This window comes from uncultured Dialister sp. (assembly GCF_900538805.1).
Classification (GTDB): domain Bacteria; phylum Bacillota; class Negativicutes; order Veillonellales; family Dialisteraceae; genus Dialister.
Genome location: NZ_UPZP01000012.1, coordinates 17,064 through 34,594, shown reverse-complemented (window position 1 = coordinate 34,594; position 17,531 = coordinate 17,064). Strand labels below are relative to the sequence as shown.

At 52.4% G+C, this 17,531-nt stretch carries 12 protein-coding genes, 3 tRNA genes and 1 other annotated feature; of the genes, 5 read left to right on the top strand and 10 right to left on the bottom strand.

Annotated features, from left to right (window positions below; genetic code table 11):
* The 4 genes from QZQ29_RS02420 to QZQ29_RS02405 form a co-directional block, all read left to right on the top strand.
* Positions 1-361: hypothetical protein (locus QZQ29_RS02420; RefSeq protein ID WP_296959123.1), on the top strand; the 361-nt coding region annotated here is incomplete at its 5' end.
* A 127-nt stretch (positions 362-488) separates the two neighbouring features.
* Positions 489-732: a binding site (T-box leader), on the top strand.
* 35 nt (positions 733-767) lie between these two features.
* Positions 768-1,430: a vitamin B12 dependent-methionine synthase activation domain-containing protein gene (locus QZQ29_RS02415; protein WP_296959120.1), complete on the top strand. Its 663-nt coding sequence runs from the start codon at positions 768-770 to the stop codon at positions 1,428-1,430.
* Between the two features lie 281 nt (positions 1,431-1,711).
* Positions 1,712-4,087, top strand: coding sequence for a homocysteine S-methyltransferase family protein (locus QZQ29_RS02410; RefSeq protein ID WP_296959117.1), 2,376 nt, complete (start codon positions 1,712-1,714; stop codon positions 4,085-4,087).
* A gap of 3 nt (positions 4,088-4,090) precedes the next feature.
* Entirely contained in the window at positions 4,091-4,957 is an 867-nt protein-coding gene (locus QZQ29_RS02405; RefSeq protein ID WP_296959115.1) for a methylenetetrahydrofolate reductase, read from the top strand.
* A 532-nt stretch (positions 4,958-5,489) separates the two neighbouring features.
* Here the strand turns inward: QZQ29_RS02405 and QZQ29_RS02400 are convergent.
* The 10 genes from QZQ29_RS02400 to QZQ29_RS02355 all read right to left on the bottom strand — a co-directional run bounded on the left by QZQ29_RS02400 (position 5,490) and on the right by QZQ29_RS02355 (position 14,926).
* Positions 5,490-6,191 (bottom strand): TVP38/TMEM64 family protein, encoded by a 702-nt coding sequence (locus QZQ29_RS02400; RefSeq protein ID WP_296959113.1) that lies wholly within the window; start codon positions 6,189-6,191, stop codon positions 5,490-5,492.
* 283 nt (positions 6,192-6,474) lie between these two features.
* Positions 6,475-7,977 carry a threonine synthase gene (gene thrC, locus QZQ29_RS02395; protein ID WP_296959112.1) on the bottom strand — a complete coding sequence of 501 codons (1,503 nt, stop codon included), beginning with the start codon at positions 7,975-7,977 and terminating at the stop codon, positions 6,475-6,477.
* A 305-nt stretch (positions 7,978-8,282) separates the two neighbouring features.
* Positions 8,283-8,358 (bottom strand) — tRNA-Lys (locus tag QZQ29_RS02390).
* Positions 8,359-8,535: 177 nt separating this feature from the next.
* On the bottom strand, positions 8,536-8,775 hold the full coding sequence (locus QZQ29_RS02385; protein ID WP_296959110.1) for a hypothetical protein: 240 nt from the start codon (positions 8,773-8,775) through the stop codon (positions 8,536-8,538).
* 59 nt (positions 8,776-8,834) lie between these two features.
* Positions 8,835-8,910 (bottom strand) — tRNA-Arg (locus QZQ29_RS02380).
* 48 nt (positions 8,911-8,958) lie between these two features.
* Positions 8,959-10,059 (bottom strand): alanine racemase, encoded by a 1,101-nt coding sequence (gene alr / locus QZQ29_RS02375; protein ID WP_296959107.1) that lies wholly within the window; start codon positions 10,057-10,059, stop codon positions 8,959-8,961.
* A gap of 562 nt (positions 10,060-10,621) precedes the next feature.
* A complete protein-coding gene (hemW, locus tag QZQ29_RS02370) occupies positions 10,622-11,758 on the bottom strand; it encodes a radical SAM family heme chaperone HemW (RefSeq protein WP_296959104.1) in 1,137 nt (378 codons plus the stop codon).
* Positions 11,751-13,547: a translation elongation factor 4 gene (gene lepA, locus QZQ29_RS02365; protein WP_296959102.1), complete on the bottom strand. Its 1,797-nt coding sequence runs from the start codon at positions 13,545-13,547 to the stop codon at positions 11,751-11,753. The genes hemW and lepA overlap by 8 nt, the downstream gene beginning before the upstream one ends.
* Positions 13,548-13,883: 336 nt before the next feature.
* Complete coding sequence (locus QZQ29_RS02360; RefSeq protein WP_296959100.1) at positions 13,884-14,786, bottom strand: DMT family transporter; 903 nt, start codon at positions 14,784-14,786, stop codon at positions 13,884-13,886.
* A 63-nt stretch (positions 14,787-14,849) separates the two neighbouring features.
* Positions 14,850-14,926 (bottom strand) — tRNA-Val (locus tag QZQ29_RS02355).
* A gap of 606 nt (positions 14,927-15,532) precedes the next feature.
* Here QZQ29_RS02355 and QZQ29_RS02350 point away from each other — a divergent pair.
* On the top strand, positions 15,533-17,368 hold the full coding sequence (locus QZQ29_RS02350) for an ornithine decarboxylase (RefSeq protein WP_296959097.1): 1,836 nt from the start codon (positions 15,533-15,535) through the stop codon (positions 17,366-17,368).
* The last annotated feature ends 163 nt before the right edge of the window (positions 17,369-17,531 follow it).

Below are 17,531 nucleotides of genomic sequence, written 5' to 3'. Positions count from 1 at the left end.
ATTTCATTCTTGTATTTTTATTCAATGCAAGGAATCAGTCGACGCGAATAGCGAGCTATTTAAGGAGACTGATGACGAAGCATTGGATAAAAATACATATGAAATTCGATTCTGCGAATTAATCAGTGCTTCCTTAACATTCCCCGGAAACCTGTTTTTCCAGCACAAAAAACTTCCCAAAATCCCAGGGCCCACGGGCAAAGGGCTAAGGAGCTTCATGAGCCTGCTCCTTATGGGATTTCAGGAAGTTTTTGATTTTTTGTTCAGCCGGCCGGCGAGGGACGAATCATATCAGAAACCCTGTGCCTCCCTGTCTTCCATGGATGCGCGCCGACAGGGTTTGACGGCAGAGGTCTTTTGATCTTTCGTTCCCTCTGTTCATATAGTCACCATGATAGGAAGAAATTTCATTTTCCCTTCCCGCCGCTCACCATCCTATCCCCCATTTGACACCTCCGGTCTCCTATGCTATAGTTAGACGTAATTACAGACATGCAATGAAGAGAAGAGTAAGCAGATGATAGGGCCAAAGAGAGCTCCCGGTGGTGAGAAGGGAGTGCCGAAGAGCTGCTGAAGATGGACTCCGAGCAGGGAAGGCCGAATGATGAGGCATCCCGGGTGCGCCCGATACAGCGCTCAAGTATCAAGGCCTTCGGGCCGGCGTACCTATAGAGGTTCATGCAGCAATGCATGGATGAAATTGGGTGGTAACACGAGTCTTTCGTCCCTTTCAGGGATGGAAGACTTTTTTGTTTAAAGGAGGTTTTATGCCTTTCTATAATGGAACTTTATTTGAGATAGACCGGAAGGAAATGCTCCGCTATGCAGGCATGAATCCCAAAGGAAAGAATTTCCCTGAGGAGGCAGTACAGAGTGCCATTGAGGAAGCGCTGGCGCTGGCAGAGCCAAAGGGCATCTGGCAGGTGATTCCCTATTCTCCTTTAGAAGGGCGGATTGAAGGAAATCCGCCGCTGGTGCTTTCCGGAAACAGCATCCGCCGCCATCTTTCCAATTCCTGGTCCGTAGCCATTCTGGCAGTGACGGTGGACGATGAAATCGAAAAGGCATCGGATGATGCCTTCAAGTCGGGGGACTATGTGCAGGGCCTTCTTCTGGACGCAGCGGCCACCACCGCCACGGAGCACCTGGCAGACCAGGTGGACCGGCTCATACAGAAAGAAGCGGAAAAGGATGGGCAGAAAACGGTATGGCGTTTTTCTCCAGGCTACGGGGACTGGCCCATTACCCAGCAGAAAGATTTCTGCCGCCTCATCGAAGCGGATAAAATAGGCATCCATGTCACGGACCACTCCATGCTTTTCCCCAGGAAATCGGTTTCCGCCATCATCGGCATTTCCCAGTGCAGCCAGCGCCCGGCGCCGGCCAAATGCCGCACCTGTTCCCTCCTCTCCTGCCCCTTTAGGCATTGAGGAGAATGGGAGATTTGAGATTTGAGAATTGAGTTTTGAGATTTGAGGGGCGCAGCGACAGTTGGCTTTTCTATCATAAGTGGCAGAGCACCATAGTGGCAGGAGATTTGGGGGCTCCGCTCGAAATGACGGGGAAGAGAGATTTGATGTTTGAGACAATCAGCCGACAGACTTCTATCCTCTAACGTCCATCTTCTATTAACCCACTAGTCCACTAGTACACTAGCCCACCAGCTCACTAGTACACTAAACAACAACATTTCACAGCAAAGGAGAACCTTATGATACTTTTTGACGGCGGCATGGGCACCATGCTGCAGAGATTCGGTCTTGAGGCAGGAAGCTGCCCCGATTACTACAATATTTCCCATCCCGATGTGGTGCAGCAGATTCACAAGGCCTATATGGAAGCGGGAAGTCAGTTCATCACCACCAATACCTTCGGTTCCTCTCCCATCAAACTTTCCGACTACGACCTGTCGGACAAAGTGGAGGAAATCGCACAGGCAGCGGTCCGGAATGTACGGGCCGCCTGCGGCGATAAGGTCAGGGTGGCCGGCGACATGGGCCCCACCGGAAAGTTCATCAAACCCATCGGCGATTTGTCCTTTGATGAAACCTGTGAAAATTACTACCGTCTGGCCAAGGCGCTTTCTGATGCCGGAGCGGACTGCCTCATTATTGAAACCATCATCGACATCCAGGAAATGAAGGCCGCCCTTATAGCAGCCAAGGAAGCGTCCAGCCTTCCCGTCATCTGCCAGATGACCTATGCCGAAGACGGCAGGACCATTCCCGGCACGGATCCCATTACCGCCACCATCCTCCTGGATGCCATGGGCGCCGACGTGATTGGCGCCAACTGCTCCGTAGGCCCCGACAAGCTGCTTGACGCAGCCCGCCAGATGGTTTCCGTCACCAATAAGCCCGTCATCATCCAGCCCAATGCAGGCATGCCTGTTTTGGAAGACGGGGAGACCCGCTTCCCCCTGGGGCCGGAAGAATTTGCGTCCTATGCGCCGGAATTTGCTAAGATCGGCGTTTCCTACCTGGGGGGATGCTGCGGTACCACCCCGGACCACATCCGGGCCCTTGGACGGGCACTGGAAAATGTACCGGTCACACCGGCGCCGAAGGTAAAGCCCTTCACCGCCCTCACTTCCCGTACAAAGACCGTATTCATCGGTGACGATTACGCCCCAGTCAAAATCGGGGAGCGCATCAACCCCACGGGCCGGAAGAAAATGAGAGAGGACATCCAGAAAGGCAGCTTCGTTTCCATAAAGAAGGAAGGGCTGGCTGAAGTAGCCGCCGGTGCGGACGTGCTGGACGTTAACATGGGTGTTCCCGGTATTGACCAGCGGGAAGCCATGGAAACAGTCATTTCCCAGCTTTCCATGCTCTGCCCGGTACCCCTTTCCATTGACAGCACGGATCCGGATGTGCTGGAAAGAGCGCTGAAAATGTATCCCGGACGCCCCCTTATCAACTCCGTCAACGGCGCTGATGATGAAATTCTGGAAAAGGTGCTGAAGCTGGCAAAGACCTACGGCGCCGCGGTGCTCTGCCTGCCCCTGGAAAAGGGAAATCTGCCTAAAACCGCCGATGAACGTGTCCGCATTGCCGGCGCCATCATCGAAAAGGCGCTGTCCGCCGGACTTCGGAAAGAGGACCTCCTGCTTGACCCCCTGGTGCTTACCATCGGTTCCTCCGATGCCGGCGCCAGGGAGACGCTGAAAACCATTTCCTTATATAAGAAGGAATTCGGCCTCCCCTGCGTCATGGGCACCAGCAATGTTTCCTTCGGCCTCCCTGCCCGTCCCCGGATTAATGCGGCCTTCCTCACCATGGCCTTTGCCTGCGGCATGAATGCCCCCATTATCAACCCCCTGGACAAGGGCATCCAGGACGCCTTCATCAATGCCAAACTTCTTCTGGGCTTTGACCCCGGCGCCCAGGCTTTCATCAAGGCCGCTGCCATTTCCGAAGAGCCGAAAGAGGACAAAGCGGTGACCAAAGACCTGCCACCGCTGGAACAAATCAAAGCAGCCGTAAAGAACGGGGAAAAGGAAGAATCGGCATCCCTCATCAAGGTGCTTCTTGACAGCGGTATTTCCTCGGAAACCATTATCAAGGAAGGCCTCACCGCTGCCATGACGGAAATCGGCGACGGCTACGGCGCCGGAAAGGTGTACCTGCCCCAGGTCATGATGGCGGCGGAAGCCATGCAGGCCGCTTTCAAGGAACTGAAGAAAATTCTTCCGGAAATGAGCTCCGCCGTCAAGGGCACCCTGGTCATCGGCACCGTAAAAGGCGATATCCATGATCTTGGCAAAAACATTGTGGCCGCCCTCATGGAAAACAGCGGCTACCGGGTCATCGACCTGGGCAAGGATGTGGAGCCGGAAGCCTTCGTAGCGGCGGTAAAAGACCATCATGCAGACCTGGCAGGCCTCTGCTCCCTTATGACCACCACCCTGCCGGAAATGGAGCATACCGTGAAAGCATTAAAAAAAGAAACCCCCGGCGTCCATATCCTGGTAGGCGGCGCCGTAGTCACCCAGGACTATGCCAGCCGCATCGGTGCACCGGATTATTGTAAAGACGGCATTGCTGCCGTAAAGATTGCAGACAAACTGACGGGAAAAGAGGAATGATTCATGAGAACATTAAAAGAAAAGCATAACCGGCATATATTTACCATCACCACCGAACTGGATCCCCCCAAAAGCGCCTCCCCTGCCGTAACAGAAGCACAGGTGGTCAAAGTGGCTCCCTATGTGGATTCCGTGAACATCGCGGACTGCCCCATGGCCAAAATGCGCATGAGCCCCATCGCCCTGTCCTCCATTATCCAGAGCCGCTATGGTGTGGAATCCATTTTCCACCTCACCTGCCGGGACAGGAACGTCATCGGCCTGCAGGCGGAACTTCTGGGCGCCTACGCCCTGGGCGTTCACAACATCCTCACCCTCACCGGAGACCCGCCATCCATCGGCGACCATCCCGACGCCAAAGGGGTCTTTGAAGTGGACTCCACCGGCCTTATCGAAATCGCCAAAGCCCTGAACGAAGGCCACGACATCACCGGCCATGCCCTGGGCGAAGCGGCGGACTTCTACATCGGCACCACCGCCAACCCCGGCGCCGATGATTTGGACAAGGAAATCCGCCGGCTGGAAGGAAAGAAAAAAGCCGGCGCCCAGTTCATCCAGACCCAGCCAATTTATGACATCAGGCAGGCGGAAGATTTCCTCGCCGCCGCCAAAGACCTTTCCCTCCCCATTCTCTTTGGCATCGTCCCCCTGAAGAGCTTCAAAATGGCCAATTACCTGAACAACAACGTGCCAGGCATCTTCATCCCGCCGGCGGTGATGAAGGCCATGGAAAAGGGAGGCAGGGAAACGGGCATTGCCCTTTCCAGAGAACTGGTACAGGCCCTGCGGGACATCCACGCCGCTGGCGCCCACCTCATGCCGGTGAACGATGTGGATGCGGTGGCGGAAATCTGCAGCACCGGTAAATAAAAAAAGCTGAGAAAAAATGAGTCAACATTTTTTCTCAGCTTTTTTATATGAAGTTTCCTGGCGGTATGCTTGACCAAAGCGTATCAGCTCTACGGGAACCTTTGTGTGAAGGGTTTCCTATTCAGCATGACACCGCTGTGTTCCATGACGGCAGGGAACTTTTTGCATATGGTTTCCTATTCGGCTTGGCACCATCGTGTTTCATCTCAATAGGAAACTGTTTGCGTATGGTTTCCTATTTGGCTTGGCGCCATTGCTGCTCATCACGGCAGGAAACTGTTCGCGAACAGTTTCCCATTCGACATGACACCATCGTGTTTCATCTCAATAGGAAACCTTTCGCCTATGGTTTCCCATCCGACATGGCGCCATTGCTGCTCATCTCGACAGGAAACTGTTTGCTAATAGTTTCCCATCCGGCTTGGCACCACTGTGTTTCATGACGACAGGAAACTTCTCGAACGGAGATTTCTCGACTCCGCTTCGCTCCGCTCGAAATGACAGCAAAGGTATAGCACCATCGCACTTCGTCTCATTTTGCACTCTTCTTTTTCTTCCTGTTGTAATACCATATACCTCCGTAAATAAGGGTGACTATGATGATGAGGATGGTGAGTCGGAAGGCGTGTTCTTCCATATTCACCACATCGTGTCCCAGCACCACTTCCAACGCCGTGGACGGCAGCTTGCCGATGAGGCAGCCCAGGGCATAGGGGCGGAAATGCATGCTGGAGAGGGCGGATATGGCGGTGACCAGGCCGTTGGGCATGTAGGGGATGGCCCGGGCTGCGGCAATGGCCTGCCAGGAATCATAGGAGTCCAGTTTCTTCAATGTCTTGCTTTTATTAATGATATTCATGGCCATGCCGCGGAAAAGGGTACGCATGACGTAGAAGGAAATCAAAACCCCCACCGTTTCCGCCATCCAGGAAATGATGGTGCCCCAGAAAAGGCCGAATATAAGGCCGTTGGCGGTGGAAATAAAGATGGACGGAAGAAATCCTACAATATTGATGACCACATCAATAAAAAAACTCATGAAAGCGGCATAAATACCAAAACTGTGGAGGTACGCAATGGTACCTCGAAGGTCTCCGTCCTTTGACAAATGGTAAATGGTGGGATAAAAGGTGGGGTCAAAGAAATGGATGGACGCCAGCACCAATATCATCAGTGCAAGTACGGAGAGACGGAATTTACGCTCCCCCTTTTCATTCCAATTTCGATATCGCATAAAAAGCCTCTATTATTATATGCACAGGATACTCAAAAGGCAGGCGAATCCACGCCGCCGATAAAGCTGAAATTCAACTTTTGAAATCTTTCCCCAAAAGAATATAAGCAGTGTTACTTCTTATATATATTAGCTGTTATTCCATAAATATATAATACCATTGTTTTAAATAATTTTAAATCCATAAATCCGTCATGCCCCATACTCCATGCAGCGGAATCATGTAAAAAAGAAAGCGGACTGTCCGAAGCCCGCTTTCTTTTTTGATTTTATTAGCAATTGATTATTTATTGCAGTCCTTTAAAATTTCTTCCGCATAGCTGCGAATGGTGTCGGCCATGTCCTTCCGGTCCACGGTTTCCGTAAACCGTTTCGGCCGCTTTTCCAGTTCACCCAGCTGTTTAGGAACAGGAATGCTCGTTTTTTCCGCAATTTCACGCAGCGTATCGTAGGGACTTTCCATTTCCTTAAGTCCCAGGGCCTTGGCTACGACGCCGGGGAATTTATAGGGATGGGCGGTGCTGATAATGACGGTGTGGGAATGGCGGGGAACCTTTCCTTCCCGACGGAGATGGTCATACACGGAATAAGCCACGGCGGTGTGGGGATCCATGAGGTAGTCATAGTTTTCATACACTTCGCTCATGGCCCGGGCCATATCCTCCGGAGAAGCCCAGCCGCCTATCATTTCCATGCCAGCCTTCGCAAAGGCTTCTTTGGAAACCTCATATTTTCCTTCTTCTTTCAGCTTATCCATGCTTTCCTTCACCTTTTCAGCCGAACCGGTGAGGTAGTAAAGGAACCGTTCAAAGTTGGAGGAAATGAGAATATCCATGGACGGCGCTTCGGTCATGTAGAAGGGACGGTTAATATCGTACACGCCGGTTTCAAAGAAATCGGCCAGCACCTTGTTTTCATTGGATGCGCAGATAAGCTCTCCGATGGGAGCTCCCATCTGTTTAGCCAGCCAGGCAGCCAGGATATTTCCAAAGTTGCCGGTAGGAACCACCACGTTGAACGTGTCGTCTTTGCCGATGGAACCGTTTTTCAAAAGTTTCAGCCAGATCCACACATAGTACACCACCTGTGGCAGAAGACGGCCGATGTTGATGGAATTGGCGCTGGAGAAAAGGACCCCCTTCTCCGCTTCTTCCTTCCGAAGGCTGCTGCCGAATACCTGCTTCAGCGTTCCCTGGGCATCATCGAAGTTGCCTTCAATGCCCACCACCTTCACATTGCTTCCCAGCTGCTTCTGCATCTGGTCCTTCTGCAGCGGGCTCACGCCGTGGGAGGGATAGAAAACCATGATATGGACGCCCGGCACATCCCGGAATCCTTCCAGCGCTGCCTTGCCCGTATCGCCGGAAGTGGCGGTAAGGATGAGGATTTCCTTGCCGTCCTTCTCCTCCTTCTTCGCATACACCAGAAGATAGGGGAAAAGGGAGAGCGCCAGGTCTTTGAAAGCACAGGTCCTGCCATGGAACATTTCCGCCATGGAAAAGGCTTGGGAAATGGTCTTCACCGGCACGATTTCCTCGGTCTCAAAGGTTCCGGTATAGGCGCTGTGGGTGAGCTTCTTCAGTTCTTCTTCCGGAATGTCGGTGAGGAAATGGGACAGCACAAAGGCAGCCATCTCCTCATAGGTCATATCTTTCAGTTCATCGGCATGAAGAAAGGGCGCCGGCAAGGATTCCGGCACATACAGGCCGCCGTCATCAGCCAGCCCCTTCACCAGCGCTTCTATGGCCGTCACCGTTTCATTACTTCTGGTACTTCTGTATTTCATAGGACACCTCCGCAAAATGATTCCCGTTTTGCATTATTTTATCATAAATAGCAGGGCGATTCTATGGGTCCGAAGGATTGACAGGGCCTGTGCCTGCGGTATGAGGGTGCTAAAGAGATTTGAGATTTGAGATTTGAGGTTTGAGGATTTAGGCGTCAGACTTCAAAAAGATCCTTCGGACCGTGAAGTTTATATGCTGCCCTTAGCAGCTGACCTTTTCCCGCCTTACTCTTAAGCTTAATGTGCATTGATAAACCTGCATTATACAACAAAAAATCCCACGAAAGTTCGTGGGATGTAAGTTCTGGTGGACCATCAGGGGTTCGAACCCCGGACACCCTGATTAAGAGTCAGGTGCTCTGCCAGCTGAGCTAATGGTCCGTTCAACGAAAATGATTATATCATTTTCTTCGTCGTCTGTCAAATCTTTTTTTATTTTATCTGGAAGATTTTTCAGATGACCGCCTTCATCGGGCAACAAAGATACTATACCATATGGCCCGTTATTTTTCAAATTAGATATTGATGAGAATCGTGGAATTCCAGCCATGCACCATTTCAATAATGAATGCCATATTTCCTTTTCAGCTCGTCAATGTCATTCCTCATGTCCCGGTCGCATTCCTCCAGGGCAGCCTTCAGGTTCGGGATCTTCTGCCGGGCCATGAATGCTTTCTTGGCGCTGGCCATTTTGTAAATATGGGCCAGTTCTTTCTTATAGGATGCCATGAACTCCTGCAGTTCTTCCTCCGTCAGCTCTTTCTCCTCCGGAGCGTCAATCATTTCGTCCTTATCCATAGGTCCTCCTTATTAAAAAATCCTTATGCCGGATGAAAGGCATAAGGATTCATTATTTCTGGTGCGTCTAGAGGGATTCGAACTCTCGACACCTGGTTCCGGAGACCAGTGCTCTATCCACTGAGCTATAGACGCCTAACAAGGAGTATTATAGCATAAAGGGCGGATAAAGGAAAGAGGTTTTTATTTTTCAACAAAAACCCGGGGAATTCTCTTCAGGTCGCAGGTGATTTCATGGGGAATGGTGCCGGCGGTCTTGGCCACTTCGTCCAGGGTGATTTCTCCTTCTCCCTGTCTGCCCATGAGGATCACTTCATCTCCCGGTTTCACGGTATCATCGACGGCCACCATGAACTGGTCCATGCAGATGCGTCCGATAATGGGGAAGCGTTTACCGCCGATGAGGACTTCGCCCTTGTTGGAGAGGCAGCGGGGATAGCCGTCGGCGTAGCCGATGGGGACGGTGGCGGTCTTCATGTCCTTTTCTGCCACATAGGTACCGCCGTAGCCGATGGCTTCGCCTTTGTGCAGGGTCTGTACATGGGTGATATGGCTCACGATGCGCATGACGTACTGGAGGTCCAGTTTATTTTCCATTTCATCGGAAGGCTGGGGTCCGTAGATGATGATGCCCGGGCGGGCCAGATTGTGCCAGCTCTTGGGAATATCGATGACACCGGCGCTGTTGGCGGAGGAAATGACGAAATCGTCGGTGACGGGCATCTGGGCAATGGCTTCATCGAAGCGGTCCAGCTGTTTCAGGGCAGCGGATTTGTCCTTGCAGTCGGCAGTGGCCATGTGGGTCCAGGTGCCATGGAGGTGAAGGTGCGGGTAAAGGGAGAGCTTCTTCAGGAAGGGCTTCACATCTTCCGGATGGGTGCCGATACGGTTCATGCCTGTATCAATAGGCATCATCACTTCCACCGTCTTTCCGGCACCCTTGGCAATATCTTCAAAAGCATCCAGATCCACCGTATCATCCACCGGAAGGGTGAGGTCATATTTCACGCCCATGAGCATGTCTTCCGGAAGGGGAAGGCCCAGCACGTAAATGGGGCAGGTGAATCCGGCGCGGCGGAGCTCCGCGCCCTCTTCTACCCTGGCCACCGCAGCAGCTGTAAAGCCTTCTTCCAGGGCAATGCGGAGCGTTTCTACGGCGCCATGGCCATAGGCATTGGCTTTAACCACAGCCAGTACATTCACCTCTTTAGGCAGGTGCTGACGGATAGTTCTCAGATTGTGACGAAGTGCATTCAGATTGATTTCCATGTAAGAAACAGGCATAACAAAATCTCCCTCCAATAAAAAAGTCATCGCAGCTACACCACGGGTTTTCCCCGTCAAAGGAAGCCGCGATGCTTCGTATTCCTTGTGAAATTGTATTCCAAAGGGTTATCCCTATCATAATCCAACGGGAGGAAAAAGAAAAGAGGAAATCAAAGAAATTATAAATGGGGCTGTGAAGAAATGGTTGAGTCTCTATCAGATAGTTAGACAATCTGGCGGCAGACGCCTAATCGTTATTTTGCAAGGAACAAATTGACACAAACACTTGCTCCGCTTCATTGTCATTTCGACCGTAGCGCAGCGGAGCGGAGTGGAGTGGAGAAATCTCACGCCAAAATGAGACAAGCCACACTGTGACGGGAGATCTCTCGACTCAGAGTCTCAATAGAGCCAAATACTTTTGCCCTCATATCGGCATGCAGCTCCGCTCGAGATGACGATTCGGAGAACACCTTACTGTCATTTTGAGAATTTTTTGAATCTATAGGCGAAGCGCAAAATGGGGCTGTGAAGAAATGATTTATATTTTTCCACAGCCCCATCATTTCCTATTCTTTTTCTATTCATCCCGCAGGAACTGCTCAAACACGTAGTTTCCCAGGGCTGCGCCATGATAGGTAAGGAACAGGCAGCCCCCCTCTTCTTTGATAAGCTTCTGTTTCTTAAGCAGATCCACCTGCTTTTCATACCAGAAGGCCAGGGGGTGACCGTAGCGGTTTTGGAAATCCTCCAGCGGAATGCCTTCCTTCATACGGAGATGCAGGAAACAGTATTCCTCCATTTCATCTTTGACGGACAAAGACTCCACCTCATCCGGCGGCTTTTCGCCGGTTAGAAGTTCCTTCTCATACAGCCTGACTCCCGGATGAACGGTGAAACGCTTTCTCCCGATGCGGGACGAAGCTGCCGGTCCCAGGCCCAGGTAATCGGAAAGCTCCCAGTACTTCCTGTTATGCCGGGAGCGGAACCCCTTCCGGGCAAAACTGGATATTTCATACCGTTCAAAGCCGTAATGAGGCAGGATGCGGCACATGTCCTGGTACATGGCCCAGCTCTCTTCTTCCGTGGGCCTTAAAAGCTTTCCCCTTTCCGCCAGCTGGGCAAAACGGGTGCCCTCTTCCAGGATGAGACTGTACACGGAAACATGGGTAATGGGCAGGTGCACCGCCCAGAGAAGGGATTTCCTGAAATCCTCCACACTCTGGCCGGGAAGTTCATACATGAGGTCGATACTGATATTATGAAATCCCAAAGCATAGGCCCTCTTCACTGCCTTCTCCGCTTCAGAGGCCCTGTGGAGGCGTCCGATTTTACGAAGGAGCCGGTCGTCGTGGCTTTGGACGCCCACAGAAATCCGGTTGATTCCAAGGGAAAGGGCATGGCGGAGATAGGAGTCCGTCATGTCACAGGGATTCATTTCCATGGTGATTTCCGGATTTTCGGAAATATGGAAATACTGCCGTACCTTTTCCATGAGTTCCGTGAGCTGGTCCTCCGTAAGGGAGGAAGGCGTGCCGCCGCCAAGGTAGATGGTGTCCACGAGGCGGTCCTTGAAATCAGGACTTCTCATTTCCATTTCCCTTTCCAGGGCTTTCAGAAATCGGTCATCGGGCTTTGTGCCAATGGAATAGAAGCCGCAGTAGGCACAGCGGCTTCTACAAAAGGGGATATGAATATAGAGTCCCAGGTCAGTCATCTTTCAGGACCGCCATGAACGCTTCCTGCGGGATTTCCACGCTGCCCACCTGCTTCATGCGCTTCTTCCCTTCCTTCTGCTTTTCCAGGAGCTTCTTCTTACGGGTCACGTCGCCGCCGTAGCACTTGGCCAGCACGTCCTTCTTATAGGCCTTAATGGTTTCCCGGGCAATGATTTTGCTTCCGATGGCAGCCTGGATGGGCACTTCAAACTGCTGGCGGGGGATAATATCCTTCAGCTTCAGCGCCAGCGCCCGGCCCCGGGCAGGGGCATTGCTCCTATGGACGATGATGGACAGGGCATCCACCAGGTCCCCGTTCAGGAGGATATCCAGCTTCACGGCGTCGGTCTTCTGGTAGCCGTCCAGCTGGTAGTCCAAAGATGCATAGCCCTTGGTGCAGGATTTCAGCTTGTCAAAGAAATCGAAAATGATTTCAGAAAGAGGAATCTTGTAGGAAAGATCCACCCTGGTTTCATCCAGGTATTCCATGGTCTGGAAAACGCCGCGCCGGTTCTGCACCAGTTCCATCACGTTCCCCACCATGTCCGAGGGCACCAGAATGTCCACCTTCGCCACCGGCTCTTCAATGTGTTCGATTTTTGTCATAGGCGGCAGTTCTGCCGGATTGTCCACGGGCACCATGGTGCCGTCGGTTTTGAATACATGGTAAATGACGGAAGGCGCCGTGGTGATGAGTTTCAGGTGGTATTCCCTTTCCAGCCTTTCCTGCACCACATCCATGTGGAGAAGGCCAAGGAAGCCGCAGCGGAAACCGAAACCCAGGGCCTGGGACGTTTCCGGCACAAATTCCAGCGCCGCATCGTTGAGCTTAAGTTTTTCCAATGCTTCCTTCAGATTGTCATAATCCTTGCTTTCGATGGGATAGAGTCCGCAGAAAACCATGGGGAGCGCCTTTCGATACCCCGGCAGCGCTTCGGCGGCGCCGTTTTCGGCGGTGGTAATGGTATCCCCCACTTCGCAGTCCTGTACATTCTTAATGCTGGCTGCCACATAGCCCACGGAGCCGCAGGTCAGGACGTCGCAGGCCTTGGGGAAGGGGGAGAAATAGCCCACCTCCGTCACCGTGTACACCTTGCCGGAGGCCATCATGCGGATATTCATGCCCGGTTTAATTTCCCCGTCCATAACGCGCACATAGGCAATGGCACCCTTGTAGGAATCGAAAATGGAATCAAAAATCAAACAGCGCAGCGGCTTTTTCGTATTGTCCGGAGGAGGCGGCACCTGCTCCACAATCCGCTTCAGCACCTCTTCCACATTTTCGCCGGTTTTGGCGGAAACGGGAATGGCATCGGACATGTCAAGGCCGATGATGTTTTCCACTTCCTTCTTCACCCGGTCGATGTCCGCGCTGGGAAGGTCGATTTTATTGATGACCGGAATGATTTCCAGGTTATGGTCCAAAGCCAGGTACACATTGGCCAGAGTCTGGGCCTGCACCCCCTGGGTGGCATCAATGATAAGGATAGCCCCTTCGCAGGCGGAAAGGCTGCGGGATACTTCATAATTAAAATCCACATGGCCTGGGGTGTCGATCAGGTTCAGTTCATAGGTATCGCCGTCTTCATACTTGTACATGAGCCGCACGGACTGCTCCTTAATGGTGATGCCTCTTTCCCTCTCCAGATCCATGGTGTCCAGAATCTGGGCCTCCATGTCCCTCTTCTGCACCGTACCGGTAAGTTCGATAAGCCTATCCGCCAGGGTGGACTTGCCGTGGTCGATATGGGCAATAATTGAAAAATTCCTGATGTGTTCTGTATCCATAATGACTCCTGTAAATAAAGAATGGTCTGTTTGCTATAGTCAATCTATATTTTACTATAAAAGAAATATTTCATCTACGAAAAGAGTTTTTTCTGAAAAGTTTCCTGTCCCACATGGGACATAGGTGTTTCATTACGACAGGAAACTGTTCGCAAATGGTTTCCTGTCCGACATGGGGCAGAGGTGTTTCATAGCGACAGGAAACCATTCGCAAATGGTTTCCTATCCGACATGGAGCAGAGGTATTTCATAGCGACAGGAAACCATTCGCAAATGGTTTCCTATCCGGCATGGGACAGAGGTGTTTCATAGCAGCAGGAAACCTTTCGCCCTGTGTCACTTCCCCCTCCTTTTTCTTCCCATAAGTCCCGGCGCCGCTATGGCCAGGATGACGAAAAGGATGCCCAGGGCCTGGAGGAAATCGAAGTGCACGTTGAAGAGGAAGAGGGAGGCAACTACCGACACCGCCGGCTCCACGGTGGCGGTGACGGAGGCCTGGGCTTCACTCAGGTAATGGAGGCCTGCGTTGTAGCAGGTGAAGGCCACCACCGTGCCGCAGATGACGATCCAGAAGGAATCGAAGAGCACGCCCCCTGCCAAAAAGCCGGAGTAATCGGTGACGGGGTCTATGAGCCAGGCCGACAGGGCGCCGGTAAACATGCCGATGGCCAGGATGAAGGAATTGTCCATGACCAGCATCAGGTGCTTGGGATACACGGCACAGACCGCAAAGAATACGGCCGACACCAGTCCCAGATAGACGCACTTAGCCGGCACGGATATACGATGGATATCACCTCCGGTAACAAGGAGGAATACACCTGCTATGGCCAGCACCACCGCCAGCAGTTCACCCCGGGCAGGAAATTTTCTATTTCTGAGGGATACCCAGAGAATCACCATGGCCGGACAGGTATACTGGATCACTGTGGCAGCGGCTGCATTTCCTGCCGCAATGGAGGCAAAGTAGGTATAATGCATGAACATGAGACCCACAATACCATAGAATACAAGCTCCAGAAGAAGCACCGGTTTCTGTCGTATGGCCTTTATGCCCGGCTTCCACTGCCCCTTCATCATGGATACCAGGAACATGATGATGCCTGCTGAGGACATGCGGAACACGGTGAGGTCCATGGCATCAAGGCTGCTCTTCCTCAAGAAATCCTGCGCCGCCAGTCCCGTTCCTGCCCACATGGTGCCGGCAATCAAAACCATGATGACCGCAAAGAGTTTCATCCCTGTCCCCTCTTTCCATTTCCGGGTACACAAAAACCCGCCGAATTGGCGGGTTATAAAATCTGGTGGGACTATTTGGATTCGAACCAAAGACCTCTTCGATGTCAACGAAGCGCTCTGACCAACTGAGCTATAACCCCGGATACTGAGGTCATTATATCATGGGACGGGAAGAAAAAGCAAATGGGATAAGGGGGCCGCTCTGCGGCCCCGGGTTCAAAAGGGTTGTGTAGAAAGGTTCTTAAGATTGATGGGCCTACGGCCCAAGGGTTCTTAAGTTTGACGGGCCTTTGGCCCGAGGGTTAAGGTATCGCCGCCTTTGGCGGCGATGAGTATATAGCCAGCGTTACAGTATTTACATTTGTGTCTCCAGTGCTGCATGACGAAGTGCCAAAGCCTTCTTCCTTTGGAAGAAGGTGGCCCCTAAAGGGGAAACGACTCACTACATTTTGTGCGTCGCTTTGCTCCTACAAAATGTGTTCGCTGTGCACGCCGCAGGCGACGGATGATAGCGGATTTTCTATGAAAATCCGCGGCCCCGCCGGGGCCTAATGTGAGCAAATAGTATTCCTGCGTAATTTCGGTGTTCCTCAGCCCTATCGCCCAGCTCCTTTCTGAGAAAGGAGCCTGACGATTCGGCATGTACCGCAGTGCCTCCTTCACAAAAAATAGACTTTGCGAATCAATCAGTGCTTCCTTAGCAGTCGGCAAAATTGATATAATATTTCCTGATAAGGAGACTTCATATGAAAAAAGATAAGAATAAAATAAAATCTCTTCCTCCCTTTACTGCTGCCCTGCTGGCGGAGGCGGGGAAGGGACGCTTTGATTTCGATACTCCCGGGCACCACAGCGGACGCTTTTTTAATCTCACCGAGGAGGGCCGGATTTTTACCGGCGCTTTGGGAAAGGCCATGTTCCGGGCGGATATTTCCGATTCTTCTTCCGCCATCGGCGACCCGTCGTCCCACGAAGGAGTTTCAGGGGAGGCGGAGCGCCTGGCCGCTTCGGTGTGGGGAAGTGATGACTGTTTCTTTGTGCTGGGCGGCACGTCCACATCCAACCGGATCTGTGCCAATGCCCTTCTTTCCCCCGGGGACCTGGTGCTTTTTGACAGGAACAACCATAAGTCCACCTGGCAGGGGGCACTGCTTCAGGCAGGGGCGCTGCCGGTGTATCTTTCGTCCTGCCGCAATGATTCCGGCGTCATCGGGCCCATTCTGCCAAAGTCCCTGGAAGAGGATCATCTGCGGGAGGAAATCCGCAAGGTCCGTCCGGAGCTTTCCGAAAAGGAGCGGCCCTTCCGGCTGGCATGCCTGCAGATATGCACCTACGACGGCCTTTTTTCCAATGTGCGGCAGGTCCTTGAGAAAATCGGCCACCTGTGCGAATACATCCTCTTTGACGATGCCTGGGGAGGCTATGAAAATTTCATTCCCCTCCTGAAGGATGCCGCAGTCCTTACTTTTTCGCTGCCGGAAGAGGCGCCGGGTATTCTTGTGACCCAGTCTGTGCACAAGCAGCTCGCCGGTTTTTCCATGACTTCCCAGATTCATAAAAAGGACAGCCACATCAGGAATAAACCCTATTATCTTCCCTATGATGTGCTGAATGACACCTTCCTTATGCATATTTCCACGTCCCCCTACTATCCCCTCCTGGCGGGGCTGGAAATGAACGCTTTCATCCATGAGAAACGGGGCGGAGCCCTTTGGAAGGAGACCTTCCGCTCCGCCGTCCGTCTGAAGAAGGCCATTTTGAAGGAAACCAGCCTCTTTCCGCCTTTCCTGCCGCCTCTGGTGCATGGAAGGAAATGGGAATCGGAGAAGACGCCTTCCATCATGGAAGATGCTGCCTTCTTCTCCCTGTCCCCTGAGGAATCGTGGCACGGCTTTGACGGCCCTGCCGCCGCCTCCTCTCTGCTGGATCCCTGTAAGGTCCTCCTCACCACCGGCAGCTTTTCGGAAAAGCGGGAGCATTCCATTCCGGCGCCCCTTCTTTCGGCCTATCTGGAAAGCCGGGGGATTACTCCGGAGAAATCCGATTTCTACACCCTCCTCTTTCTGGTGGAACCGGGGGACAGCCGGAAGAAACACAAATATCTTCTCCGCTGCCTCAAGGAGTTTGAAAAGGCCTATTTCCAAAACATTCCTATGGAGCGCTTCATGCCCTCCATCAAAACTCTTCCCGGCGAAGGGCTCAGGGATTTCTGCCGCCGTTTCCATGATTTCATCTTCTCCCATCACGCCGGGGAGCTGCAGCAGTGCCTTTTCAGGGAGGAGGATTTCCCGCCCCGCGGTCTTTCCCCCAGAGAGGCCCATGTCCGTTTCATCAGGGGAGAGAGGAAAAAGCTGCCCCTGGAGGAAGCGAAGGGCCACATTTCCCTGGAAAATATCCTTCCCTACCCGCCGGGCATCTGCGCCCTTGCCGCCGGTGAGGCGTGGACGGAGAAGGTGCTTTCCTACTTCCTCTTCCTGGAGGCCTGCGGCAGGGAATTCCCCGATTTCATGCCTGAAATCATCGGCGTCCACCACGATGAGAAGGGGCGGCCCTATGTGTGGGTTTACCCGGATAAGCACTGATGCATTCATAGAGTCTCCCTTCATAAGAAGGAACGCGGCCATGATTGAAGCAATGCTTACCCCGAGTAAAAAATTTCACCTATCCCCTTGACAAAAAGCGCTGCAGGATATAATCTTCTAATCAAGAAACCGTTGAAGCGGAGATCAAAGCAGGAAATGCACC

What these genes read in the sequence shown, in the direction of transcription:
- QZQ29_RS02415 (WP_296959120.1), top strand. Translation starts at nt 768, where the DNA reads ATGCCTTTCTATAATGGAACTTTATTTGAGATAGACCGGAAGGAAATG.
- QZQ29_RS02410 (WP_296959117.1), top strand. Translation starts at nt 1,712, where the DNA reads ATGATACTTTTTGACGGCGGCATGGGCACCATGCTGCAGAGATTCGGT.
- QZQ29_RS02405 (WP_296959115.1), top strand. Translation starts at nt 4,091, where the DNA reads ATGAGAACATTAAAAGAAAAGCATAACCGGCATATATTTACCATCACC.
- QZQ29_RS02400 (WP_296959113.1), bottom strand. Translation starts at nt 6,191, where the DNA reads ATGCGATATCGAAATTGGAATGAAAAGGGGGAGCGTAAATTCCGTCTC.
- thrC (WP_296959112.1), bottom strand. Translation starts at nt 7,977, where the DNA reads ATGAAATACAGAAGTACCAGAAGTAATGAAACGGTGACGGCCATAGAA.
- QZQ29_RS02385 (WP_296959110.1), bottom strand. Translation starts at nt 8,775, where the DNA reads ATGGATAAGGACGAAATGATTGACGCTCCGGAGGAGAAAGAGCTGACG.
- alr (WP_296959107.1), bottom strand. Translation starts at nt 10,059, where the DNA reads ATGCCTGTTTCTTACATGGAAATCAATCTGAATGCACTTCGTCACAAT.
- hemW (WP_296959104.1), bottom strand. Translation starts at nt 11,758, where the DNA reads ATGACTGACCTGGGACTCTATATTCATATCCCCTTTTGTAGAAGCCGC.
- lepA (WP_296959102.1), bottom strand. Translation starts at nt 13,547, where the DNA reads ATGGATACAGAACACATCAGGAATTTTTCAATTATTGCCCATATCGAC.
- QZQ29_RS02360 (WP_296959100.1), bottom strand. Translation starts at nt 14,786, where the DNA reads ATGAAACTCTTTGCGGTCATCATGGTTTTGATTGCCGGCACCATGTGG.
- QZQ29_RS02350 (WP_296959097.1), top strand. Translation starts at nt 15,533, where the DNA reads ATGAAAAAAGATAAGAATAAAATAAAATCTCTTCCTCCCTTTACTGCT.